This is a genomic window from Actinosynnema sp. NPDC049800 (assembly GCF_040656635.1).
Taxonomy (GTDB): Bacteria; Actinomycetota; Actinomycetes; order Mycobacteriales; family Pseudonocardiaceae; genus Actinosynnema.
In genome coordinates, this window is the sequence record NZ_JBFAMT010000001.1 from 1 (window position 1) to 21,735 (window position 21,735).

At 73.4% G+C, this 21,735-nt stretch carries 26 protein-coding genes; 8 read left to right on the top strand and 18 right to left on the bottom strand.

Annotated elements, in window-relative coordinates; all coding sequences use genetic code 11:
* Window positions 1-118: 118 nt before the first annotated feature.
* The 3 genes from AB0I91_RS00005 (at window position 119) to AB0I91_RS00015 (ending at window position 2,434) form a co-directional block, all read left to right on the top strand.
* A complete protein-coding gene (locus AB0I91_RS00005; protein ID WP_498772697.1) occupies window positions 119-1,291 on the top strand; it encodes a zinc-dependent alcohol dehydrogenase in 1,173 nt (390 codons plus the stop codon).
* A 17-nt stretch (window positions 1,292-1,308) separates the two neighbouring features.
* Window positions 1,309-1,677 carry a hypothetical protein gene (locus AB0I91_RS00010; protein WP_499634312.1) on the top strand — a complete coding sequence of 123 codons (369 nt, stop codon included), beginning with the start codon at window positions 1,309-1,311 and terminating at the stop codon, window positions 1,675-1,677.
* 82 nt (window positions 1,678-1,759) lie between these two features.
* Window positions 1,760-2,434, top strand: a complete 675-nt coding sequence (locus AB0I91_RS00015) for a DUF6766 family protein (RefSeq protein ID WP_498772693.1) — start codon at window positions 1,760-1,762, stop codon at window positions 2,432-2,434.
* Between the two features lie 10 nt (window positions 2,435-2,444).
* Here AB0I91_RS00015 and AB0I91_RS00020 read toward each other — a convergent pair whose 3' ends face one another.
* From AB0I91_RS00020 to AB0I91_RS00060, 9 genes are all read right to left on the bottom strand, one after another.
* Entirely contained in the window at window positions 2,445-2,945 is a 501-nt protein-coding gene (locus AB0I91_RS00020; RefSeq protein ID WP_498772691.1) for a DUF6328 family protein, read from the bottom strand.
* A 29-nt stretch (window positions 2,946-2,974) separates the two neighbouring features.
* Window positions 2,975-4,153, bottom strand: a complete 1,179-nt coding sequence (locus AB0I91_RS00025; RefSeq protein WP_499634315.1) for a cytochrome P450 — start codon at window positions 4,151-4,153, stop codon at window positions 2,975-2,977.
* Window positions 4,144-4,824, bottom strand: a complete 681-nt coding sequence (locus tag AB0I91_RS00030; RefSeq protein WP_499634317.1) for an SDR family oxidoreductase — start codon at window positions 4,822-4,824, stop codon at window positions 4,144-4,146. Before AB0I91_RS00030 ends, AB0I91_RS00025 begins: the two co-directional genes overlap by 10 nt.
* On the bottom strand, window positions 4,824-6,113 hold the full coding sequence (gene rfaE2, locus AB0I91_RS00035; RefSeq protein WP_498772827.1) for a D-glycero-beta-D-manno-heptose 1-phosphate adenylyltransferase: 1,290 nt from the start codon (window positions 6,111-6,113) through the stop codon (window positions 4,824-4,826). Before rfaE2 ends, AB0I91_RS00030 begins: the two co-directional genes overlap by 1 nt.
* Before the next feature lie 92 nt (window positions 6,114-6,205).
* On the bottom strand, window positions 6,206-6,841 hold the full coding sequence (locus AB0I91_RS00040; protein ID WP_499634319.1) for a D-sedoheptulose-7-phosphate isomerase: 636 nt from the start codon (window positions 6,839-6,841) through the stop codon (window positions 6,206-6,208).
* Window positions 6,838-8,043: a glycosyltransferase gene (locus tag AB0I91_RS00045; RefSeq protein WP_498772683.1), complete on the bottom strand. Its 1,206-nt coding sequence runs from the start codon at window positions 8,041-8,043 to the stop codon at window positions 6,838-6,840. Before AB0I91_RS00045 ends, AB0I91_RS00040 begins: the two co-directional genes overlap by 4 nt.
* A complete protein-coding gene (locus tag AB0I91_RS00050; RefSeq protein WP_498772681.1) occupies window positions 8,040-8,918 on the bottom strand; it encodes a glycosyltransferase in 879 nt (292 codons plus the stop codon). Before AB0I91_RS00050 ends, AB0I91_RS00045 begins: the two co-directional genes overlap by 4 nt.
* Complete coding sequence (locus AB0I91_RS00055; RefSeq protein WP_498772679.1) at window positions 8,915-9,907, bottom strand: glycosyltransferase family 9 protein; 993 nt, start codon at window positions 9,905-9,907, stop codon at window positions 8,915-8,917. The genes AB0I91_RS00050 and AB0I91_RS00055 overlap by 4 nt, the downstream gene beginning before the upstream one ends.
* Window positions 9,904-10,419, bottom strand: a complete 516-nt coding sequence (locus tag AB0I91_RS00060; RefSeq protein WP_499634323.1) for a D-glycero-alpha-D-manno-heptose-1,7-bisphosphate 7-phosphatase — start codon at window positions 10,417-10,419, stop codon at window positions 9,904-9,906. The genes AB0I91_RS00055 and AB0I91_RS00060 overlap by 4 nt, the downstream gene beginning before the upstream one ends.
* Before the next feature lie 147 nt (window positions 10,420-10,566).
* Between AB0I91_RS00060 and AB0I91_RS00065 the strand changes: the two genes are divergently transcribed.
* Window positions 10,567-11,085 (top strand): SRPBCC family protein, encoded by a 519-nt coding sequence (locus AB0I91_RS00065; RefSeq protein ID WP_498772675.1) that lies wholly within the window; start codon window positions 10,567-10,569, stop codon window positions 11,083-11,085.
* Between the two features lie 397 nt (window positions 11,086-11,482).
* Here the strand turns inward: AB0I91_RS00065 and AB0I91_RS00070 are convergent, their stop codons facing one another.
* The 4 genes from AB0I91_RS00070 to AB0I91_RS00085 are packed head-to-tail and all read right to left on the bottom strand — an operon-like array spanning window position 11,483 to window position 13,560.
* A complete protein-coding gene (locus AB0I91_RS00070) occupies window positions 11,483-12,013 on the bottom strand; it encodes a hypothetical protein (protein ID WP_499614078.1) in 531 nt (176 codons plus the stop codon).
* A 4-nt stretch (window positions 12,014-12,017) separates the two neighbouring features.
* The gene (locus AB0I91_RS00075) at window positions 12,018-12,746 is read right to left on the bottom strand and encodes a metallophosphoesterase family protein (protein ID WP_498772671.1); all 729 of its coding nucleotides are present in this window, start codon (window positions 12,744-12,746) and stop codon (window positions 12,018-12,020) included.
* Window positions 12,743-12,991, bottom strand: a complete 249-nt coding sequence (locus tag AB0I91_RS00080; RefSeq protein ID WP_461120832.1) for a BON domain-containing protein — start codon at window positions 12,989-12,991, stop codon at window positions 12,743-12,745. The genes AB0I91_RS00075 and AB0I91_RS00080 overlap by 4 nt, the downstream gene beginning before the upstream one ends.
* Window positions 12,991-13,560: a nucleotidyltransferase family protein gene (locus tag AB0I91_RS00085; protein ID WP_498772669.1), complete on the bottom strand. Its 570-nt coding sequence runs from the start codon at window positions 13,558-13,560 to the stop codon at window positions 12,991-12,993. Before AB0I91_RS00085 ends, AB0I91_RS00080 begins: the two co-directional genes overlap by 1 nt.
* A 76-nt stretch (window positions 13,561-13,636) precedes the next feature.
* Between AB0I91_RS00085 and AB0I91_RS00090 the strand changes: the two genes are divergently transcribed.
* Window positions 13,637-13,882, top strand: a complete 246-nt coding sequence (locus AB0I91_RS00090; RefSeq protein ID WP_498772667.1) for a DUF6480 family protein — start codon at window positions 13,637-13,639, stop codon at window positions 13,880-13,882.
* Window positions 13,883-13,895: 13 nt separating this feature from the next.
* Here the strand turns inward: AB0I91_RS00090 and AB0I91_RS00095 are convergent, their stop codons facing one another.
* Window positions 13,896-14,915, bottom strand: a complete 1,020-nt coding sequence (locus AB0I91_RS00095) for an NAD-dependent epimerase/dehydratase family protein (RefSeq protein WP_498772665.1) — start codon at window positions 14,913-14,915, stop codon at window positions 13,896-13,898.
* Here AB0I91_RS00095 and AB0I91_RS00100 point away from each other — a divergent pair.
* Window positions 14,914-15,702, top strand: coding sequence for a ZIP family metal transporter (locus tag AB0I91_RS00100; RefSeq protein WP_498772825.1), 789 nt, complete (start codon window positions 14,914-14,916; stop codon window positions 15,700-15,702). The two genes, AB0I91_RS00095 and AB0I91_RS00100, sit on opposite strands and share 2 nt — an antisense overlap.
* Window positions 15,703-15,736: 34 nt before the next feature.
* On the opposite strand, the gene AB0I91_RS00105 is transcribed toward AB0I91_RS00100, so the two are convergent.
* The gene (locus AB0I91_RS00105) at window positions 15,737-16,348 is read right to left on the bottom strand and encodes a flavodoxin family protein (protein WP_499634326.1); all 612 of its coding nucleotides are present in this window, start codon (window positions 16,346-16,348) and stop codon (window positions 15,737-15,739) included.
* 99 nt (window positions 16,349-16,447) lie between these two features.
* Here AB0I91_RS00105 and AB0I91_RS00110 point away from each other — a divergent pair, with 99 nt between their 5' ends.
* Window positions 16,448-17,344 (top strand): aminoglycoside phosphotransferase family protein, encoded by an 897-nt coding sequence (locus AB0I91_RS00110; RefSeq protein WP_498772661.1) that lies wholly within the window; start codon window positions 16,448-16,450, stop codon window positions 17,342-17,344.
* Between the two features lie 46 nt (window positions 17,345-17,390).
* On the opposite strand, the gene xylB is transcribed toward AB0I91_RS00110, so the two are convergent.
* On the bottom strand, window positions 17,391-18,770 hold the full coding sequence (gene xylB / locus AB0I91_RS00115; RefSeq protein WP_498772659.1) for a xylulokinase: 1,380 nt from the start codon (window positions 18,768-18,770) through the stop codon (window positions 17,391-17,393).
* Complete coding sequence (gene xylA, locus AB0I91_RS00120; protein WP_498772657.1) at window positions 18,770-19,906, bottom strand: xylose isomerase; 1,137 nt, start codon at window positions 19,904-19,906, stop codon at window positions 18,770-18,772. The genes xylB and xylA overlap by 1 nt, the downstream gene beginning before the upstream one ends.
* 61 nt (window positions 19,907-19,967) lie before the next feature.
* Here xylA and AB0I91_RS00125 point away from each other — a divergent pair, with 61 nt between their 5' ends.
* Entirely contained in the window at window positions 19,968-21,140 is a 1,173-nt protein-coding gene (locus tag AB0I91_RS00125; RefSeq protein WP_498772655.1) for an ROK family protein, read from the top strand.
* Here the strand turns inward: AB0I91_RS00125 and AB0I91_RS00130 are convergent.
* Window positions 21,116-21,646, bottom strand: a complete 531-nt coding sequence (locus AB0I91_RS00130; protein ID WP_498772653.1) for an AAA family ATPase — start codon at window positions 21,644-21,646, stop codon at window positions 21,116-21,118. The genes AB0I91_RS00125 and AB0I91_RS00130 overlap by 25 nt on opposite strands.
* Between the last annotated feature and the right edge of the window lie 89 nt (window positions 21,647-21,735).

Sequence of the window (21,735 nt, forward strand, 5' to 3'; positions counted from 1 at the left end):
CGTCCTCATTCCCGGCGATCACGCTTTTCGATCGTCGGGAATCAGGGCGCGAACGACCGACTTCCCGGCGACCTCGCCGCCGTCTGCGGAGCAGCGGCAATCCAACAGAGGAGCACTGATGAAGGCCGTCACCTGGCACGGCAAGCGGGACGTCCGCGTGGACACCGTGCCGGATCCGATCCTCAAGGAGCCGACCGACGTCGTCGTCCGCATCACGTCCACCGGCTTGTGCGGCTCCGACCTGCACCTGTACGAGGTGATGGGTCCGTTCATCGACGAGGGCGACATCCTCGGGCACGAGCCGATGGGCGTGGTCGAGGAGGTCGGCGCGGAGGTCACCGAGGTCGCGCCGGGTGACCGCGTCGTGGTGCCGTTCAACATCTCGTGCGGCACGTGCTTCATGTGCGACCGCGGCCTGCAGTCGCAGTGCGAGACGACCCAGGTGCGCGAGCACGGGTCGGGCGCCGCGCTGTTCGGCTACACCAAGCTGTACGGGCAGGTGCCGGGCGGGCAGGCCGAGTACCTGCGGGTGCCGTTCGGCAACACGCTGCCGATCAAGGTCCCGGACGGCCCGCCGGACGACCGGTTCGTCTACCTCTCCGACGTGCTGCCCACGGCGTGGCAGGCGGTGGAGTACGCGGGCACCCGGGACAGCCTGGTCGTGCTCGGGCTCGGCCCGATCGGCGACATGGCGACCCGGATCGCGCAGCACCGCGGCGTCGAGACGGTCATCGGCGTGGACCTCGTGCCCGAGCGCATGGCGCGGGCCCGCGGGCACGGCGTGACCGTGCTCAACGTGCGCGACAGCCACCTGGTCGACCACATCCGCGAGCTCACCGGCGGGCGCGGGCCGGAGGCCGTGATCGACGCCGTCGGCATGGAGGCGCACGGCGCGCCGGTCGCGAAGCTCGCGCACCAGGCCGTCGGCCTGCTCCCGGACGCCATCGCGGCGCCGTTCATGCGCACCGCGGGCGTCGACCGGCTGCACGCGCTGAGGCTCGCGATCGACATCGTGCGGCGCGGCGGCACCATCTCGGTGTCCGGCGTGTACGGCGGGATGGCGGATCCGATGCCGATGCTGACCCTGTTCGACAAGCAGGTGCAGCTGCGCATGGGCCAGGCCAACGTCTGGCGCTGGGTGCCGGAGATCCTGCCGCTGCTCACCGACGACGACCCGCTCGGCGTGGACTCCTTCGCCACCCACCACCTGCCGCTCGACGAGGCGCCGCACGCCTACGAGATCTTCCAGCGCAAGCAGGACAACGCCGTCAAGGTGCTGCTGCGCCCGTGAGGCGTTATCGTCCGACCATGATCCGCTTTCGGTGGTTGCCCGCCGTGGCCTTGCCGGCGGTGTTGGTGGTGGGCGGGTGCGGCAAGGCCTCGGACGACCTGGCGCGGCGCGCGGCGGAGGAGTTCACCGCGGCGGTCGCCTCGGGCGACACCGACCGGGCCTGCGGGTTGCTGACCGAACGCGCGCGCGAGGACGTGGAGTGCTCCTCGCTCGACGTGCCCGGCGGGGCGGTGCGATCAGTCGAGGTCTGGGGTGACGCGGCACAGGTCCGCACCTCCGACGACGTGCTGTTCCTCCGGGACCTGACGGACGGGTGGCGGGTGTCGGGCGCGGGCTGCGAGTCGCGGGGTGAACGGCCCTACGAGTGCGAGGTGGGAGGACCGTGACGCAGCGCGGGATGTTCTACGCCTACCTGCTGGGCGTGCTGGGCCTGCTGGTGTACTTCAGCGTCATCGGGCTGGTGGGCCTGTGAAGAGGTTCCTGCGGGACAACGGCTTGGGGCTGGTGTTCGGCCTGCTGTGCCTGGCGACGCTGGTCGGCCAGGCGTTCTCCGGCAACGCCGACCTCAACGACCACCGGCTCACCGACGGCGGTGACCCGATCGGCTTCTGGCAGTACGTGACGTCGTCGGACTTCGCCGTCGACGTGGCCGAGAACTGGCAGTCCGAGTACCTCCAGTTCTTCCTGTTCATCTTCGCCACGGTGTGGTTGATGCAGCGCGGCTCGCCCGAGTCGAAGCCGGCCGGCCGCATGGGCGCGGAGTCCGACGAGGACCAGCTGCTGGGCGCGCACGTGAAGGAGCAGTCGCCGCCGTGGGCGAAGGCGGGCGGGTGGCGCACGGCGCTGTACTCGAACTCGCTCGGCCTGGTGATGCTCGGCCTGTTCGTCGGCTCGTGGCTGACCCAGTCGATCGCCGGGCGCAGCGCGTACAACAACGACCAGCTCAACACCTTCCAGGACCCGGTGACCTGGTGGGACTACGTGCTGTCGGCCGACTTCTGGAACCGCTCGCTGCAGAACTGGCAGTCCGAGTTCCTGGCCATCGGCTCGATGGTGGTGTTGAGCGTCTACCTGCGCCAGCGGGGATCGCCGGAGTCCAAGCCCGTCGGCGCGCCGCACGACCGCACGGACGAGACGGGCTGACCGGACCCGCTCACTCGATGCGGTCCTCGTCGTCCACGTCGTCGTCCGCGATAGTGTCCCGGCTCCGCTCGCGCCACGGCCACGCGAACCACAACGTGCCGAACAGCACGGCCGCGAACGCGCCGAGCACGATGGCCGGCCAACCCCCGACGATGACCTCGGCGAGCAGCAGTATCGTGCCCGTCATGGCGACCGCGAGGCACGCCAGCCCGATGATGGCGAAGCGGTTGGCCACCTCGATCACGTCCTCCCGCCTGCCGCGGCGGAAGAGCAGCCGGTGCCAGGCGGCCGGCGCGGTCAGCAGCGCGACGGCGCACGCCGCGAACAGGACGGTGATCAGGTGGGTGGCGCGGATGTAGCCGCCGGCCGACGCGTAGCGCTCGGTGAACGCGATCGACAGCAGGAAGCCGAACAGGATCTGCACGCCGGCCTGCGCCACGCGCAGTTCCTGCAGCAACTCGTTGAGGTTGCGGGCCAACCTCCGCTGGTGTGATTCCTCAGCCTGACTCACCGCCACCACGTACCCAACGGAGGAGCGGTTCAACCATTACTACGGGTGACGAAGGACAGCCCGAAGTGGTTCAGCGTCACGGGCAGCGGCGCGCGCAGCGTCGGCACGTCCAGGTGCTCGCGCAGGGCGTCGAGCATCGTGCCGCCGGCGACCAGCACGAGGTCGCGCCCGGGGCAGATGCCCGGACCGCCGCTGAACGGCACCAGCCCGGGGTCGTTCGGCGCGGGCCAGTTCTCCGGCGCGTAGGAGTCGGCGTAGGGCAACCGGTCCGGGTCGCGGTGGAAGTACGGCACGAACACGACGAACGTGGTGCCGGCCGGCAGCCAGGCGCCGTGCCAGCGCGTGGGTTCGGTGCTCTCGCGCAGGATCACCGGCGTCGTCGGCCACAACCGCGCCGACTCCCAGATGCCGGCCTCGCCCTCGCCGCCCAGCGCCAGCGCCCGCATGGTCACGATGCCCGCCGCGTCGAACGCGAACAGCCAGTGCGGCGCCTGGCCCAGCAGCTCCTCCGGTGAGCCGAGGCTCGCGAGGCTGCCCGGCTCGCGGCGGGCCAGGTGCGCGCGCAACCGCCGCTCGAACCGCTCGCGCGCCGCGTCCCGGCGCGGGTGCAGGTAGGCCCAGTTGGCGTTGCCGCGCAACGTCTTCAGCAGGTCGGTGAGCTCGACGTCCTCGCGCGCGAACGACCCGAGCACGATCCGCCGCGCCGCCCGCCACCACGCCTGCGCGAACGCGTCCCAGGTCAGCACGCCCGTGCTGCGGACGTGCCGCAGCAACAGGTCCGCCTCGTCGGCCACGATCCCCGGCACGTCGATCTTGTCCGGCCGCAGCACGTCCTCGTTCACCGCGCGCCGCCGCGCCCGCTCCTCCCCCGTCGAGATCAGCACGCCGTGCGGCTGGAAGTGCGCCAGCGCGGCGGTCTTCTCCCGGGTGGCCAGGGCGAACGGCGACGGCGAGTCGGCCAGCAGCCGCGCCACGTCCACCGGGTCGAGCAGCAGCGCGACGCTGCGGCCCGTCACCCGCAGTCGCAAGGGCTCCGGACCGTACCGCGCGCGCAACCGCCTCATGGTGGCCACCGCCGCGGCGTCCACCCGCGCCTTCTCGGCCATCGCCGTCACCGCCGGCCGGCGCACGATCACGCCCTTGGCCAGCGTCGGCAGCAGCACCTTGGCGAACACCCGTCCCGTGTCGAGCCGGGACGCTACGGCCACGACCCCTCCTCGGCGTGGGCGACGACGAGCTCGCGCACCTCGCAGCCCTCGGGCTGGCGCAGCGCGAACACGATCGCGTCGGCGACCCGCTCGGGCGGGTTCAACTTGCTGTCGTCCGGCGGCCGGTACTGCTCCGCGCGGTCGTCGAAGAAGTGCGTGCGCATGCCACCGGGGATCACCAGCGTGACGCCGACCCGCCCGGCGGTCTCGGCGGCCAGCGCCCTGGTGAAGCCGACGACGCCGAACTTCGAGGCGCAGTACGCGGTGGCGTCGCTGACCGCCTTGATGCCGAGCGTGGACGCGATGGTCACCACCCGGCCGCCCTCCAGCAGGGGCAACGCCGCCCGCACCACCGCCGCGGTGCCGAGCAGGTTCACCATCACCACCCGGTCCCAGTCCGCGCCGGGCACGTCGTCCAGCCGGCCGCACGCGTCCGTGCCCGCCGCCGTGACGACGGCCCGCAGGCCGCCGTTGCGCTCGGCGATGGCCTGCACCGCGCGTTCCGCCGCCCTGGTGTCGGACAGGTCGACCGACTCGAAGTCGGCCACCTCCGACGACGCCGGCGCGGCCTTGTCCAGCACCAGCGGCTGCCCGCCCAACTCGTGCACCGCGTGCACCACGGCCGCGCCCAAGCCGGACGCGCCTCCGGTCACCAACACCTGGCCGAGCATCAGCCCCTCCTCGACAGCATCTCGGTGGTCGAGCGGCCCCGGTGGTAGGGCACGACGACGGTCCGCCCGCCCCAGCCCCGCACCAGGTCCGCCTCCGGCAACGAATCAACGGTGTAGTCGCCGCCCTTGACCCACACGTCCGGGCGCAGGGCGGCCAGCACGCGCTCCGGCGTGTCGTCCTCGAACACCACCACGTCGTCCACGCAGCCCAGCGCGCGCAGCACCTCGACCCGGTCCTGCTCCTTGGTGACGGGCCGGTCCGGGCCCTTGAGCCGGCGCACGGACGCGTCGGAGTTCAGGCACACCACCAGGCAGTCGCCGAGTGACCGGGCGGCGCGCAGGGTGCGGACGTGGCCCGCGTGCAGCAGGTCGAAGCACCCTCCCGTGGCGACGACCGTGCCGCCGCGCGCCCGTATCGCGTCCACGGTGGACAGTCGGTCCACGGGCCGGAAGCCCGACGCGCCGCCGCAGCGCAGGAACTCGGCGGCGGAGGTCACGGCGTCGGCGACCGCGTCGTCCATCGCCGCGCCCTGCATGAGCCGTGCCGCGGCCGTCGCCGCGAACCGGTCGCCCGCGCCGCACGGGTCGACCACGGGCACGCGTGGCGCGGGCACGGCGACCGGCGTGCCGCCGCCGTGCAGCAGCGCGCCGTCGGCGCCGAGCGTGACGACGACGGCCCGTGCCCGCCACCGGGCCCGCAGTGCTTCCAGGGCGTCCATCGGGTCGGAGAGGCCGCTGAACGCCTTCGCCTCGGCGGCGTTCGGCGTGACCAGGCGGGCGCCGGGCACCGGGTCCGGGCCGCGCGGGTGCGGGTCCCAGACCACCGGGCGGCGGGCGAGCACGGCGCGCAGCCGTTCGTCGCGCACCAGTCCGCGGCCGTAGTCGGAGACGAGCACGCAGTCGGCCTCCAGGACGGCGTCGAGCATGTCGTCGGTGGCGTGGGGCGTGCCGGGGCCGCCGCCGCGGTCGAGCCGGGCGATCGACTGGTCGCCGCAGCGCAGCCGGGTCTTCACCGGGGTCGGCGTCGGCGAGGGGCCCAGCACCGACGGCACCCGGGCCAACTCGTCACGCAGCCGGTGACCGTCCTCGTCGTCGGCGACGGCGGTGACGAGCGTGACGTCCACGCCGTCGGCGGCGGCCAGGGCGGCGGCCAGTCCCGCGCCGCCGGGTCGGGCGCGTTCCCCGGTCACGTCCAGGACGGGCGCGGGGGCGTCCGGGCACAGGCGCTCGGCGGTGCCGAGCACGTCCACGTCGAGCAGCGAGTCGCCGACGACCACCAGCTTCACGATCTCTTCACCTCCAGGTCATTCCCACCACCGCGAGGTCGCGTCTGTCGTTCGCGACTCGTCTCCCGGTGATCACGCTCTCGATCGTCGGGGAATCAGGCGCCGGCGGCCTGCCCGCCGCGGAGCGGCCACTCCGGCTCCAGGCAGGCGACCGAGCCAGCGACCCCGGAGGCGGCGCCATCCAACGCCGCCTCGAACGCGGCGCACAGCGCGTGGACCGCGACCAGTTGGGCCTCCTGCACGTTCGCGGGCTCGCCGGGCAGGGCCAGCACCTCGTCCACCGCCTCGGCCAGCGGGTTCGGGGCGGGGCCCGTCATCGCCCACACGTGCGCGCCCGCACGCCTGGCCGCCTTCGCCGCCCGGATGAGGTTCGGGCTGCGCCCGCTGGTCGACAGCAGCACGACCACGTCCTGCGGCCGGGCGTGCGCGGTGACCTGGCGGGCGAACACCTCCTCGTAGCCGTAGTCGTTGCCGATCGCGGTGACGCTGGAGGACTCCGCGCACAGCGCGATCGCCGAGAACGGCCGCCGGTCGTCGCGGAACCGGCCGACGAGCTCGGCGGTCAGGTGCTGCGCCTCGGCGGCCGACCCGCCGTTGCCCGCCGCCAGCAGCCGCCCGCCGTCGGCGAGCCGGCGGGCCAGCACGCCGCCCCAGCGGGTCAGCCGCGGCGCCTGGGCGCGCAGCCCGGCCAGCGACTGGGCCAGCCCGTTGAGGTGGGTCTCGACGGTCATCGCGCACCTCCCACGGCCACGGCCCGCGGAGCCATGACCCGCTCGTAGACGCGTTCGGTGTCCTCGGCGATCCGGCTCCACGTGTAGCGGACGCCGACCCGGTCCAGGCCCGCCAGCCCGCACGCCTCCCGCCGGGCCTGGTCGGTCAACAGCGCGTTCAGGGCGCGGGCCAGCGCGGACGGGTCGCGCGGCGGCACGAGCACGCCGGTGACGCCGTCCACCACGGTGTCGATCAGGCCGCCGACGGAGCTGGCCACCACGGGCACGCCGCACGCCATGGCCTCCAGCGGCACGATGCCGAAAGGCTCGTACCAGGGCACGCACGCCACCACGTCGGCCGAGCGCAGCAACTCGGGCATGGCGTCCCGCGAGACCTGGCCGGCCAGCCACAGCCGAGCGCGCACGCCGACGCGGTCCGCGTGCTCGGCCAGCCGCCGCGCCTCCAGGTCGGACTCGACGTCCACCGGGCCGCCCGCGATGACCAGCTCGGTGTCCGGCAACGACCGCAACGCGGTGATCAGGTCCTGGAAGCCCTTGCGCGGCACCAGCCTGCCGACGGAGACGATCCGGTGCGGGTGGCGGCGGCGGGCGGCCGGGCCGTCGGGCCGAAAGCGGGCCGGGTCCACGCCGCACGGCACGACGGAGATCCGGGACCGCCGCACGCCCATGCGCATCAGCTCGGTCACCTCGTCGTCGCACGTCGCGGCGATCCGGTCGGCCTCGCGGCCGATCATCCGCTCGATGCCGATCCGCTCGGCCGGGCTGGTGTCGTCGGCGCCCTGGTGGCGGCGCTTCACCGTGCCCAGGGCGTGGTAGGTCTGCACGACGGGCACGCCGACCTTGCGCGCCGCGAGCACCGAGGCCAGGCCGGACATCCAGAAGTGCGCGTGCACGACGTCGGGCCGATCCTCGTACCACCGCTGCTCCAGGAAGCGGGCGAACTCGCCCATGTGCGGCAGCAGCTCGTCCTTCGGCACCGTGCGGGCGGGACCGGCGGGCACGTGCACGACCTCGTAACCCTGCTCGGCGCGCACCCGCTCGGGCAGGCCGGGGTCGTCCCGACGGGTGTACACCACCACGTCGTGCCCCAGTGCCGACAACGCCGACGACAACGCGGCGACGTGCACGTTCTGCCCACCGGCGTCGACACCGCCCAGGGCGGCCAACGGGCTGGCGTGCTCGGACACCATCGCGATCCTCATCCGCTCACTCCTGTCAGCAACCGGTCCCAACTCCGCAGGAAGGCGTCGAGCCCGTACCGGGCCAGGGCGAACTCCCTGGCCTGTTTTCCCTTCTGCCTGGCCAGCGCGGGGTCCGCGACCAACTCGGACACGGCCCGCACCAGCTCGTCCACGTCGGTGGACACCACGCCCGCCTCCGGCGGCACCGCGCGCACCACTTCGGTGCACGCCAACGCCACCACCGGCATCCCCAGGTGCATCGCCTCGATCAGCGACAGCCCCAACGACGTCCACCGCACCGGGTGCAGGTAGAGCCGTCGCAGGGCCAGTTCCCGGTGCAGCGACTCCAGGTCGTGGTCGCCGCGCCCCATCGCGCCCAGCTTGCGGGTCTTCATGCCGTAGACGTCCACCGGCGCCGCCTCGGCGAACCGGGGCAGCAGGTCCGTGCCGACCACCCGGCCGCGCCGCACCGGCTCGTTGACCACGACGGCGGCACGGGGCAGCTCACCGGTGTACCGGGGGCCGGGGTCGACCACGCCGTGCTCGATCACGACGGTGCGCGTCGCGCCGCAGTCCCACATCAGGTCGTTGAAGTGGGTGACGTGGACGATCGTGCCGGACCAGTCCTTGAGCGGGTGCGCCTGGTTCGGGTACTTGGGCGTGTTGTGCTCCAGGTACACGACCGGGATCCCGGCGGGCACCAGGCCGACCTCCGCCGGCCGTTGCAGCACCGCGATGTCCGCGTCGGCTTCGGACACGTCGACCTCGCGGGCGGCGGGCCAGTCGCGCCCGGACAGTCCGATGCCCTGGGGCGGCCCGGGGATCAGGTACTCGTGACCGCCCCGGACGAACGCGTTCGTCCACGAGCCGTGCACGTGCCACAGCAGGATCTTCACGTCCGCACCCCCACGAGTTCGGCGACGGCGGTGACGACCTGGTCGGCCGTCACCCGGTCAAGGCACGGGTGGCCGGGCACCGGGCACTCGCGTGCGCGCGAGTCGCGGCACGGGGCGCCCTGGTCGCCCAGCAACACGTGCGGCCCGTGCGGCGCCCACCGGCCGGCGGGCACGACGGGTGAGAACAAGGACACGACCGGCGTGCCGACCGCGGCGGCGAGGTGCGCCGGTCCGGTGTTGCCGACCACGACCGCGTCCGCGCGGGCCAGCAGCCCGGCCAGTTCGGCGAACGTCGTCCGGCCGCCGAGGTCGACGCCGCGCGTGCCGGCCACGTGCCTGGTCAACGCGGTCTCGCCCGGTCCGCCGGTGACCAGGACGCGGTGCCCGGCCTCGGTGAGCGCCGTGACGGCCTCGGCGCACCGGTCGGGCGACCAGGCGCGGGCGGGCACGGAGGCTCCCGGGTGCAGGACGACGTACGGCCCGATCTCGGCCGGTTCCGGTGGGGTGGTGATCGCCAACTTCCCGTCGTCGCCCGGCGGGAGCTCGAAACCGGCGGCGCGGGCGACTTCCAGCGCACGTTCGGCTTCGGGGAGGTCGGGGTCGTCGCGCAGCCGGACGTCGAGGAGGGAGCCCGGGTAGTCCGTGGAGCGGGCCACGACCTTCGGCACGCCGGCGAGCTTGAGGAGCAGGGCGAGCGGCAGCGGGCTCTGGTGGAAGGAGGTCAGGACCAGTGCCACGTCGGCGCGAATCCCCTTGAGCAGGGCGACGATCCCCTCGACGTCCGGGGTGCGGACGTCGGGCGCCGGGTAGGCGATCCACGGGCAGTCCCACCGCACGACGCGCCGCACGCCGGGCAGCAGCTCGGCCGCCTGCGCGCCGGAATGACCGCACAGCAGCACGACTTCGCCCGCGTGCGCGGCGGCGCGCACGGCCGGGCCGGCGAGCAGCACGTCGCCGTCGCTGTCGAGTCGGGCCACCAGTGTCCTCATAGGACCATCGCCACCGCGGACCGCAGATCGGGTGCCGTGTGGGGCGCGCGGTCGACCTCGTCGGGCAGGGTGGCGGGCGTGGGCACGAGGATCGGGGTCGCGCCGGCGGCCAGGGCCGCTTGGACGTCCGCCTCGATGTCGCCGATGAAGTAGGTGCGCTTGGGGCGCGCGCCGAGGGCCGCGCAGGCGCGGAGGATCATGGTGGGCGCGGGTTTGCGGCACTCGCAGCCGTCGTCGGGGTGGTGCGGGCACACCTGCCACGTGCCGAACCGGCCGAGCCGGGCCTCGACCTCGGCGTTCACCGCGTCCACTTGGGCGCGGGTCAGCAGACCGCGGCCGATGCCGGACTGGTTGCTGACGACCCCGGTGCGGACCCCGTGCGCGCGGAGCACCCGGAGGACGTCTCGCGCACCGGGCATCGGGCGCACCCGCTCGGGGTCGCCGTTGTAGGGCACGTCGGTGATGAGCGTGCCGTCGCGGTCGAAGAGAACCGCATCGGGGTACTGGTCCACAGAGGAGACTTAGCCGGTAGCAGGAGAAGCAAACACTTCTCCGAGAGGCGCTACTCACGGTCACCCTTCGGGGGAGCGAATGTGTGTGAGGCCGCCCGGACGGGTAACCGGATGTCGAACTCGATTCCCCGAGGAGAGGTTGTTGCAGTGACGACGATCGAGAAGTCCGTGGACGTCGAGGTCCCGGTCACGACCGCGTACAACCAGTGGACGCAGTTCGAGTCGTTCCCGCGGTTCATGGAGGGCGTCGAGCGCATCACCCAGGTCACTCCCACCCGGACCCACTGGGTCACCAAGATCGGTGGTGTGACCAGGGAGTTCGATGCCGAGATCACCGAGCAGCACCCCGACGAGCGGGTCGCCTGGCACACGGTCGACGGTCCGCCGCAGGGTGGTGTGGTGACGTTCCACCGGCTCGACGACCGGCGGACGCGAGTCCACGTGCAGATGGAGTACGACCCGCAGACGCTCACCGAGAAGGCGGGTGCGGCGGTCGGCGTGGTCGGCCACCGCGTCTCCGGTGACCTGGAGCGGTTCAAGGAGTTCATCGAGGGCCGCGGCCTGGAGACGGGCGCGTGGCGGGGTGACGTGAGCCGACCGCCGCAGGCCGGCGAGACGCGCCACGACCTGCCGGACGCCGGTCGCCCGGGTGATCCGCTGCGATGAGCCCGAAGGCGGTTCGGGAGCCACGGGATCGGAGCCGGTCACACCCTCCGATCCCCCACCCCCGGCCGCCGGTCGACGACGGTTGACCGTCCCGGTCGACCACCGTCGCGACCGACGTGAAGCGAAGGCCCCGCCGACTCCGGTCGGCGGGGCCTCTTCGTGCCCAGTGCAGTTCTTCGTGCCCAGTGCAGTAGTGGGGGTGGGAGCGCAGCGGTGGCGGTCGGGCTTCTGGCCTGGAATGCGAAAGGCCCGCGGGTGCGTGGTACCCGCGGGCCTTTCGAGGGGTTCCTCCAGGCGGCATTCCTCAGCCGTGTCCTCCCGGCCGTGTCCTCCCGGCCGTGTCCTCCCGGCTGTGTTCTGCCGGCTGTGTTCTGCCGGCTGTGTTCTGCCGGCCGTCCTAGCCGTTCTTCAGTCGTTCGAACAGCTGTCCCACCGACCGTCGCAGTGCCGAGGCCGCGTCGCCGAGCAGCGAGCCCGACTCGGGAGGGCTGCCGTTCACCGCCCGGTCGGTCCCCTCCGCGCTCTGCGGCTCCACGTCCTGGGCCAGCAGCTCGCGCAGCACCTCCAGCACGACCTCCGGGTGCCCGAGCGGCACGGGGGCGGCGAACGTCTGGGCGGAGCTGATCAGGTCCTGGTGCCGCCGGATCAGCTCCCCGACGCCCGCGCCGGCCGCCGCGCCCGCCACCAGGTGCACCGGCACCTCGCGGTCGGCGAACTCCGACAGCACCTCGTCCACCTCGTGCCACGGCTCGTCCGCCGCGGGCAGCCGGCACCACATGACCTGCAGGTGCTCGGTCAACGGCCGCCACGTGCCCGGCAGGTCGCCGTGCCTGCCGACGCCGGCCGGGTCGAGCACGATCACCGCCGGCGCGTCGGGCGGGCCCGCCCACACCACGGACGGACCGCCGGCCCTGGGTTCCTCCTGCATGCGGCTACACCTCCACCACGGCTGGTTCCACGCAGTAGACCGTGTACGCCGACCGGATGACCGGCTGCGCGACGTTGCGCACCCGCACGCCGCCGGGCGTCATGCCGTGCTCGTTGCCGAAGTGCGCGTGCCCGTGCACGGCCAGCTGCGCGTCGTTGGCGTCGATCGCCTCGCCGAGCAGGTACGAGCCGAGGAACGGGTAGATCTCCGGCGGCTCGCCGCGCAACGTGTCCGGCACCGGCGAGTAGTGCGTCAACGCCACCTTCACGTCGGTGTCGAGGCTGCCGAGGGCCGCCGCGAGCGAGTCGGCGATCTCGCTGGTGTGCCGGATGAACGCCTTCATCTCCGGCTCGCCGAACGCGCTACCGCACTTGCCGGCGAACCCGCCGCCGAAGCCCTTCACGCCCGCGACGCCCAACGTGTGGCCGTCCACGCCGATCGTGGTCGCCTCGCCCTCCAGCACGGTGATGCCCGCGTCGCGGAGCACGGAGGTGACCTCGTCCGGCTTGTCGTCGTGGTGGTCGTGGTTGCCCAGCACCGCGACCACGGGCACGGCCAGGCCGCCGAACTCGTCGGCCACCACCCGCGCCTCGGACACCGTGCCGTGCCGGGTCAGGTCGCCCGCCAGCAGCAGCACGTCGGCGCAGCCGCCCAGCTCGTCCAACGCGGGCCGCAGCCGACCGCGCGCGTCTTCGCCCAGGTGCACGTCACCCACCGCGGCGATGCGGATCATCGAAGCTCCTCTCGGCCGACCGGCGCGTCGGACGGCACCACCTTCACGTCGTCGAGCACGGTCAACTCCGGCGCCACGTCGTGGATCACGGCTTCGAGCTCGGCGCGGCGCTCCGGGCTGGCCACGTCACCGGACAGCAGCACGTGGTCACCGCGCACGGTGACCCGCACGCCCAGCTCGGTGGTGCGCGGGTCCTCGGCCAACGCCTGGCGCAGCCGGGCGGAGAGGTACTGTTCAGCGGTCATCAGGCGCTCCTGGTCATCGGTGAGGGCAGGAGGTCGAGGCGTTCGGCGAGCACGAGGAACGCCTCGGCGTACGGGGAGTGCTTGGTCGCCGCGCGGACGTGCTCCCAGTCGATCTGCTCGCGCAGCGCGCGGGCGAACGGCAGCAGCTCGCTGAAGTCGCAGCGGTGGCCGTCGAGGACCAGCAGCTTGCCGATCAGGACCTCGGTGGCCGGCATGACCGGCAGCACCACCGAGCCGACCTGCAGCTCCTCGGCCCGCGACAGCGTCGCGTCGGTCACCGGCACCTCGTTGGGACGGAACAGCAGGTCCACGAGCGAGTCGCCGTCGTAGACCTTGAGCAACCAGTCCTCGGGCGGCGTCGCGGCACGCATGCCGACCGAGACGAGCGCGCTCACCGCCGCACTGGCGTCCTCCTCCCGAACCAGGATGTCCACATCGTGCTCCGTCGCGGGACCGCCTCTGGCGTACACCGCGCACCCGCCCGCCAGGGCGAAGGGGATGTCGTGCGCGCGCAGGGCCTTGGCGACTTTCGTCAACGTGCGCAGCAACTCGTCTTGGACACCGCTCATGCGTGCTGATTACCCGTACGGCTGGGTCTTCACACGGCCGCGGGTAGCGCCGTCCACACGGGGTAGTCCACTCGGCATGACTGCCACACCGCCCGACCCGGACCCGGACCGCACGCCCGGTCTCGAGCCCGGTGGCGGGGTCGCGCCCGGCGAGACACCGCCCGATTCGGGTCAGACCTCCGGCCTGTCCCACCCGCAGCCGATGCCCTCGCGGCGCGGCCCGATCATCACGCTGGTGGCCGTGCTGGTCGTGACGCTGCTGGCGCTGGCGTTCGTCGTGGCCCAGGTGATGGGCTGGACGAACCTGTTCGAGGGCTACTGACGAGGTCAAGCGGTCAGGGCTTCAGCGGAGGGCTCGGGCGCAGGCCCTCCTTCCGGCCGAGGCCCTCCAGGAGTCGGGCCAGGGTGTCGCGGGCGTTGTGCCGAGGTGCCCAGCCGAGCCGGGCGAACGCCTTGGTGGCGTCCAGCAGCGGCGCGGTGAGGGCCAGGTCGACCCAGCCGTGCGAGGTGGGTTGCAGGCGCAGGCGCCAGCTGATCCGGGCGGCGTTGCGGAGGACGGCCGGCGGGATCGCCACGTGCCGCGTGCCCATGACCTCGGCGAGCACCTGGGGCGTCACGACCGGCTCGGAGACCAGGTTGAACGCGCCCTCGGCCCGCGTGGTGAGGATCTTCACCAGGGCGTCGGCCACGTCGTCGGCGTGCACGAACTGCAGCACCATCGTGCGAGGCAGGGGCAGGACGGGCAGCTTGGCGAGGACGCCGGGCCGGAACAGGGCGTGCGGGACCAGGGGCCCGAGGAAGTACCGCTTGATCTCGGCGGCGGCCGCCGGTTGCAGCACCAGGCCGGGCCGGACGCGGGTGACGACCAGTCGGGGCTGTTCGCGTTCGACCTGGTCGAGCAGGTGTTCGACGGCGGCCTTGTGCCGGCTGTAGTAGGAGTTCGCGAGGCCGTCGGTCGGCCAGGTCTCGTCCACGGTGTGGTCTTTCGAGGCCGGCGAGTACGCGCCGACCGACGACATGTGGACGAGGTGCGGGACGCCTGCCTTCGCGACCGCGGCGAACACGCGCTCGCTGCCGGCGACGTTCGTCCGGTAGAGGAGGCGCTCGTCGTGGCCCGGTTGGATGCGCCAGGCGAGGTGCACGACGGCGTCGGCGTCCCGGAAGGCCTCGGCGAGGGGTTCCTCCGCGCCTTCGCGGCTGAGGTCGACCGGGGTCCACGTGATGGTGTCGTAGGGCGGTTCGACGCCCGGCGGACGGCGGGAGGTGCCGTGCACGGCGATGTCCGGTTCGTCGGCGAGGCGGCGCAGGAGCGCGGTGCCCAGATTGCCGGTGGCGCCGGTGACGACGATCCTCATGGCGGTCGGGTACCCGCGCGGGCCGGGTGCGACACGGGGAGGCCGGGTGTTGCAGGCGGCGGGGTGGGGGTTGCTGGCCGGGTCGGCGCTGGTGCTCGGCGCGCTCGTGGGCTACCTGGTCCGGGTGCCGCGAGGTGTGGTCGCCGCGGTGATGGGGTTCGGCAGCGGCGTGCTGATGTCGGCGGTGTCGTTCGACCTGATCGACGAGGCCCACGAGCTGGGCGGACTGCTGCCGACGGCGTCCGGCGCCGCGCTGGGCGCCCTGGTCTACACCGCGGCGAACGTGGCGCTGGCCAAGCGCGGCGCGCGCCACCGGAAGCGGTCGGGCGGGTTGCAGCCGTCGGAGTCCGAGCAGAGCGGGTCGGGTTCGGCGATCGCGGTCGGCGCGCTGCTGGACGGCATCCCGGAGTCGGTGGTGATCGGGGCGAGCCTGCTCGGCGGCGGCGGGGTGAGCGCGGTGACCGTGGCGGCGGTGTTCGTCAGCAACGTGCCGGAAGGGCTGTCCTCGGCCGCGGGCATGCGGCAGGCCGGTCGGTCGCGGACGTACGTGTTCGGCCTCTGGATCGCGATAGCGCTGGTGAGCGGCCTGGCGGCGATGGCGGGCCGCGGCCTGCTCGCCGACGCGCCGCCGCAGTGGCTCGCCGCGATCACGGCGTTCGCGGGCGGCGCGATCCTGGCGATGATCGCCGACACCATGATCCCCGAGGCGTTCGACGACGCCCACCTGCTGGTCGGCGTGGTCACCGTGGCCGGTTTCCTCAGCGCGTTCGCGCTGTCGCACATCTGAGCGGCCACCACGTGCACGAACGTTCGTGCACGTGTCAGCCGCTCGACGGCGGGGCCGGGATCGGGGACTTCGCCAGCGCCTGGGCGACGGCGTGGAGGTTGGCGGCCATGGCTTCGCCCGTGCTCTTCGACCAGTCGTGGCCGTGGACGGTGTCCGGGTAGCTCGGGCCCGGCCCGGGACCCATGTTCCAGTAGGTCCACGCCTGGCCCGGGATGGTGTAGCCGATGTCGCCCAGGGCGCCGGCCACCTCGCTGATCACGTGGTGCGCGCCGTCCTCGTTGCCGGTCACCACGACGCCCGCCACGCGGTTGTACGCGACCGGCCGGCCCTCGTCGTCCTGCTCGGAGATCATCGCGTCCATCCGCTCGATCACGCGCTGCGCGACGGACGACGGGTGGCCGACCCACGTCGGCGTGGCGACGACCAGGATCTCGGCGTTGAGCAGCGCGTCGTGCAGCACCGGCCACTCGTCGCCGTCCCCCAGGTCGGTCACGACGCCCGGCGGCACGTCGTGGTCCACCACCCGGAACGTCCGCACTTCCACGTCCCGCTGTTCGAGGGCTTTGACGACGACGTCCGCCAGCATCTGCGTGTTGGACGGGTCGGGCGACTTCTTCAACGTGCAGTTGAGCACCACGGCCCTCATCACGGGCACCTCCGCATCCGGTCGGCCAACCGCCGGGATACCCGCGCCGAACCGGAAAATGCGTTGCCCGGCACGCGGGGTGATCGGGAGGGTGGCGGGATGGTGGACATCTCCCCGCGCGACGGTCGTGCCGGTATCGACGCCGGGCTGGTGCGGCGGCTGATCGCGAGCCAGTTCCCGCAGTGGGCCGGACTGCCCGTGACGCCGGTCGAGGTCGACGGGTGGGACAACCGCACGTACCGGCTGGGTGACGGCATGACCGTGCGGCTGCCCACGGGCGAGGGTTACGCGCCGGCGGTGGAGAAAGAACACCGGTGGTTGCCGGTCCTCGCGCCGGCGCTGCCGGTGCCGGTGCCCGTGCCGCTGGCGCTGGGCGCGCCGGGTGAGGGCTATCCGTTCCCCTGGTCGGTGCGGCGGTGGTTGGCCGGGCGGACGGCGTCGCCGGAGCGCGTCGAGGACCTGGTGGCGTTCGCGGAGTCGATCGCCGAGTTCCTCCGCGCGTTGCAGCGGGTCGACGCGGCGGAGGGGCCGCGGGCCGGTGCGCACAGCTTCTACCGGGGCGCGCCGCCGGGCCACTACGACGACGGCACGCGGCGGGCGCTCGCCGTGCTGGAAGGGCGCGTCGACACCGCACGGGCAGCTGCGGTGTGGGACGACGCGCTGAACGCGCCGGGGTGGTCGCGGCCGCCGGTGTGGTTCCACGGCGACATCGCGCACGGGAACCTGCTGGTCGACGGCGGGAAGTTGACCGCGGTGATCGACTTCGGCACCTCGGGGGTCGGGGATCCGGCCTGCGACCTCGTGATCGCCTGGACGATGTTCTCGGGCGAGAGCAGGCGGGCCTTCCGCGAGGCGGTCGGGCTGGACGACGCCACGTGGGCGCGTGCGCGTGGTTGGGCGTTGTGGAAGGCCCTGATCACGCTCGCCGACGGCGACGACCGCGACGACGGGCCGCGGCGGGTCGTGGCGGAAGTGCTCGGCGACTCGCCGTGGTGAAAGGGGGCGCCCCCGCGGCCGGAGGCGCCCCCTTTCACCCCTTGCGTCAGCGGTTGACGGTCAGGTCGCGCGCCGAGGCGTAGCGGTCCCGGACCCACGGGGTCGGGTCGGCTTCGACGGAGGTCGAGGCCAGTTCCGACCAGTGGGGCGGGGTGTCCGCGCCGCCCGCCGCCCACGCCGCCTGCCTGGCGGCGCCGTCGGCCACGTACTCGCTCGGCGCCGGTACCAGGACCGGGCAGCCGAAGATCGCGGGCGCGAGCTGCCGGACGGCGGGCATGCGCGCCCCGCCGCCGATCAGCAGCACGCGGGTGACCGGCATGCCGAGCGCCCGCAGTGCGTCGATCGCGTCCGCCAGGCTGCACAGCAGGCCCTCGACCGCGGCGCGCGCGAGGTGCGCCGGGGTCATGGTGTCGAGCCTCATGCCGTGCAGGGCGCCGGTGGAGTCGGGCTTGTTCGGCGTCCGCTCCCCCTCCAGGTAGGGCACGAAGACCAGGCCGTCGGCGCCCGCGGGCGCGGTCAGGGCCAGGTCCGACAGGTCCGCCAGGTCGACGCCGAGCACCGACGAGGTCGACGTGAGCACCCGGGACGCGTTCAGGGTGCACACCAGCGGCAGGTGGCCGCCCTCGGCGTCGGCGAAGCCGTTGACGATGCCGGTGCCGTCGGCGACGGGGTTCGGCCAGCGCGCGAACGCCGTGCCGGACGTGCCGATGGACACCACCACGTCACCGGGCTGCGCCTGCACGCCGAGGGCCGCCGCCGCGTTGTCGCCCGCGCCCGCGCCGAACCGGCCGTCGACCAGTTCCGCCGGGCCCACCACCCGCGGCAGCGCGACGACCTTGCCCAGGGCCAGTTCGAGCAGGTCCGGTCGGTAGTCCTCTGTGGACGGAGACCAGTACCCGGTGCCGCTGGCGTCGCTGCGGTCGGTGGTCAGCGCGTCCAGCGACGTGCCGCCGGCCAGCTTCCACGTCAGCCAGTCGTGCGGGAGGCAGACCGCCGCGGTGCGGGCGACCGACTCCGGCTCGTTGGCCGCCAGCCACCGCAGCTTGGTCACCGTGAGCGAGGCGACCGGCACGCTGCCGATCGCCTCGGCCCACCGGTCCGGACCGCCCAGCTCGGCGGTGAGGTCGGCCGCCGCCGGCGCGGAACGGGTGTCGTTCCACAGCAGCGCCGGCCGGACCACCTCACCGGCCTCGTCGAGCGTCACCATGCCGTGCTGCTGCGCGGCCACCGACACGGCGGCCACGTCGTCCAGGCCGCCCGCGTCCGCGATGGCCGTCTGGAGCGCGTCCCACCAGGCGGCGGGATGCACCTCGGTGCCCGTCGGGTGCGTCGCACGCCCTTGCCGAACAAGGGCGCCGGTGTCCGCGTCGCGGACCACAACCTTGCAGGACTGGGTGGACGAGTCGACGCCCGCGACGAGCGCCATCAGCGCGCGCCCAGCAGGTGCTCGGTCGCCAGCTGCGCCAGGCGCACGAAGCCGAAGCCGCGCTCGGCAGCGGTGTCCGGGTCGAAGTCCTCGCCCTTTAGGAAGTCCTCGATCGACTCACCGGGGTTCAGGGTCGGCTCGGCCAGCTCGTACACGCCGCTGACCTTCATCGCCTCCTGCACCTCGGGGTCGGCCCGGAACGCCGCCGCCCGCTCGCGCAGCAGCGTGTAGGTGCGCATGTTGGCGGCCGCGCTCTCCCACACGCCGTCGAGGTCCTCGGTGCGCAGCGGCTTGTAGTCGAAGTGCCGGGGCCCTTCGTAGCCGCCGTTCTCCAGCAGGTCGACCAGGAAGAACGCGGACAGCAGGTCGCCCTGGCCGAACACGAAGTCCTGGTCGTAGCGCGGGCCCTTCTGGCCGTTGAGGTCGATGTGGAAGAGCTTGCCCTGCCACAGCGCCTGGCCGATGCCGTGCACGAAGTTGAGGCCCGCCATCTGCTCGTGGCCGACCTCGGGGTTCACGCCGACCAGCTCGTGGTGCTCCAGCGTCGAGATGAACGCCAGCGCGTGGCCGATCGTCGGCAGCAGGATGTCGCCGCGCGGCTCGTTCGGCTTGGGCTCCAGCGCGAAGCGGAAGCCGTAGCCCTGGTCGACCGAGTACTGCGCGACCGTGTCGACGGCCTCGCGGTAGCGGTCGAGGGCGGCGGACACGGGCTTGCCCGCGTCGACCTCGGAGCCTTCCCGGCCGCCCCACATCACGATGGTCTCGGCGCCGAGCTCGGCCGCCAGTTCCAGGTTGCGCAGCACCTTCCGCAGCGCGAACCGCCGGACCGTGCGGTCGTTGCTGGTGAAGCCGCCGTCCTTGAACACCGGGTGGGTGAACAGGTTGGTGGTCACCATGGGCACGACCATGCCGGTCTCGTCCAGCGCCGCGCGGAACGCGGCGACCCGCTTGCCCACCTCGGCCGCGTCGGAGCCGAAGGGGAACAGGTCGTCGTCGTGGAACGTGATGCCCCACGCACCGAGCTCCGAGAGCTTGCGCACCGCCAACGGCGCGTCCAGCGGCGGGCGGGTCGCGTCACCGAACGGGTCGCGTCCCGGCCAGCCGACCGTCCACAGGCCGAAGCTGAACTTGTCCACGAGGGCACCTCCAATAAGTTTGATGCCTGAACTTATCGCACTCAGCCGCTAGGATCCAGTGGTGTCCAGACCGCAGCCCGCGAGCCAGCACACCGTGCGACGGCACAACTCCGCCCTCGTGCTCGACGCCATCGCCGAGGCGCCCGGGTCGTCGCGCGCGGCCGTGGCCGCCCGCACTGGCCTGACCAAGGCCACCGTGTCGAGCCTGGTCGACCGGATGATCGGCGCCGGGCTCGTGGCCGAGGGCGAGGCGCAGGCCAGATCCGGTCCCGGGCGGCGCGGCACGGCGTTGCACCTCTCGCCCACCGGGCCGCACGGGCTCGGGGTGGAGGTCGGGGTCGACTACCTGGCCACGTGCCTGGTCGACCTCACCGGGCGGGTGCGGGCGCGCTGGGTGCGGCCCAGCGACAATCGTGCCTCCTCCCCCGCCCGGGTGCTGGCCAAGGTGGCGACGGCGGTGCGCACGGCGGCGAAGCAGGACGTGCCGATCGGCGGGGTCGGCGTGGCCGTGCCGGGCCTGGTGGAGGTGGCCGGCGGGTCGCTGCGGGTCGCGCCGAACCTGGGCTGGCGCGAGGTGGACGTCCGGGGCGAGCTGACCCGCCGGGTCGAGCTGGACGTGCCGGTGCTGGTGGGCAACGAGGCGAACCTCGCCGCGCTGGCCGAGCTGTGGCACGGGGACGTGGCGACCGACTTCCTGCACATCTCGGGCGAGATCGGCATCGGCGCGGGCCTGGTGGTGGGCGGCGCGCTGTTCGAGGGCGTGTCCGGGTTCGGCGGCGAGATCGGGCACCTGTCCGTCGACCCGCGCGGGCCGCGGTGCGCGTGCGGGTCGCGCGGGTGCCTGGAGCGGCTGGCCGGGCAGGACGAGATCGTGCGCGCGGCGGGCGTGTCGGGGGTGGACGAGCTGCTGGTCAGGCTGGCCGCGGGCGAGCGGACGGCCACCACCGCGGTGCGCTCGGCGGCGCGGTGGCTGGGCGTGGCGCTGTCGGGCGCGGTGAACCTGCTCGACCTGCCGACGGTGGTGCTGGGCGGCACGTACGCCCGCCTGGAGCCGTGGCTGCAGGAGCCGTTGCACGCCGAGCTGGACCGGCGGGTCGTCAGCGCCGAGTGGTCACCCGTTCGGGTGGTCGCCTCGTCGCTGGGCGCGGAGGCCGCCATGCGCGGCGCCGCGACCACCGCCGTCCGCGCGATCCTCGCCGACCCCGACCCCTACGTCACCACCGCCCTGACCTGACCCCGCGCCTGCCCTGCGTCCAGAACGGCCAGGAGCGCCTCATAGGTGTGAGCCGGGTCACCTTCGACGGAGCGGATGAGGGTGGGGCCGCGCGTGGCGATGACGGCTTGCAGGTTGTCGTACATGGCCGAGAGCTCGGCCGGGGTGGCCTGGATCGTGCCGCGCTCGGTGAAGCGGCGGATCGCGTTGTCCTTGGTGTCGATCAGGACGACCTCGTAGTAGGCCGCGCCCACCTCGGCCGCCAGGGCGGCGAGGCGGTCCAGGAACTCCGGGCGGCCGAGGAACTGGGGCACCACCACGTCGTGGCCGGACGTCAGGTGCACGCGGGCGGCGGCGACGGCGATGTCGCGCGCCAGGCGGCCGGCCTCGCCGAGGTCGCCCGCGATCAGGTCGCGCACCCGGTCCACGTCCAGCGCCAGCGCGGGCGGGTGGTCGTCGGCGTAACGGCGCGCGATGGTCGACTTGCCGCACCCTGGCGGACCGTTCAGAGCGATCAGGCGAGGCACTCCGCCGAGCCTAGCCCTGGGCGCGACCGGGACCGCTTCCAGGCCGTAGACCTGCACCGGAGCACCGGACACGCGCCCGCGCGCCTACC

What these genes read in the sequence shown, in the direction of transcription:
- AB0I91_RS00005 (WP_498772697.1), top strand. Translation starts at nt 119, where the DNA reads ATGAAGGCCGTCACCTGGCACGGCAAGCGGGACGTCCGCGTGGACACC.
- AB0I91_RS00010 (WP_499634312.1), top strand. Translation starts at nt 1,309, where the DNA reads ATGATCCGCTTTCGGTGGTTGCCCGCCGTGGCCTTGCCGGCGGTGTTG.
- AB0I91_RS00030 (WP_499634317.1), bottom strand. Translation starts at nt 4,824, where the DNA reads ATGCTCGGCCAGGTGTTGGTGACCGGAGGCGCGTCCGGCTTGGGCGCG.
- AB0I91_RS00040 (WP_499634319.1), bottom strand. Translation starts at nt 6,841, where the DNA reads ATGACCGTCGAGACCCACCTCAACGGGCTGGCCCAGTCGCTGGCCGGG.
- AB0I91_RS00045 (WP_498772683.1), bottom strand. Translation starts at nt 8,043, where the DNA reads ATGAGGATCGCGATGGTGTCCGAGCACGCCAGCCCGTTGGCCGCCCTG.
- AB0I91_RS00055 (WP_498772679.1), bottom strand. Translation starts at nt 9,907, where the DNA reads ATGAGGACACTGGTGGCCCGACTCGACAGCGACGGCGACGTGCTGCTC.
- AB0I91_RS00070 (WP_499614078.1), bottom strand. Translation starts at nt 12,013, where the DNA reads ATGCAGGAGGAACCCAGGGCCGGCGGTCCGTCCGTGGTGTGGGCGGGC.
- AB0I91_RS00075 (WP_498772671.1), bottom strand. Translation starts at nt 12,746, where the DNA reads ATGATCCGCATCGCCGCGGTGGGTGACGTGCACCTGGGCGAAGACGCG.
- AB0I91_RS00080 (WP_461120832.1), bottom strand. Translation starts at nt 12,991, where the DNA reads ATGACCGCTGAACAGTACCTCTCCGCCCGGCTGCGCCAGGCGTTGGCC.
- AB0I91_RS00085 (WP_498772669.1), bottom strand. Translation starts at nt 13,560, where the DNA reads ATGAGCGGTGTCCAAGACGAGTTGCTGCGCACGTTGACGAAAGTCGCC.
- AB0I91_RS00090 (WP_498772667.1), top strand. Translation starts at nt 13,637, where the DNA reads ATGACTGCCACACCGCCCGACCCGGACCCGGACCGCACGCCCGGTCTC.
- AB0I91_RS00100 (WP_498772825.1), top strand. Translation starts at nt 14,914, where the DNA reads ATGGCGGTCGGGTACCCGCGCGGGCCGGGTGCGACACGGGGAGGCCGG.
- AB0I91_RS00095 (WP_498772665.1), bottom strand. Translation starts at nt 14,915, where the DNA reads ATGAGGATCGTCGTCACCGGCGCCACCGGCAATCTGGGCACCGCGCTC.
- AB0I91_RS00105 (WP_499634326.1), bottom strand. Translation starts at nt 16,348, where the DNA reads ATGAGGGCCGTGGTGCTCAACTGCACGTTGAAGAAGTCGCCCGACCCG.
- AB0I91_RS00110 (WP_498772661.1), top strand. Translation starts at nt 16,448, where the DNA reads ATGGTGGACATCTCCCCGCGCGACGGTCGTGCCGGTATCGACGCCGGG.
- xylB (WP_498772659.1), bottom strand. Translation starts at nt 18,770, where the DNA reads ATGGCGCTCGTCGCGGGCGTCGACTCGTCCACCCAGTCCTGCAAGGTT.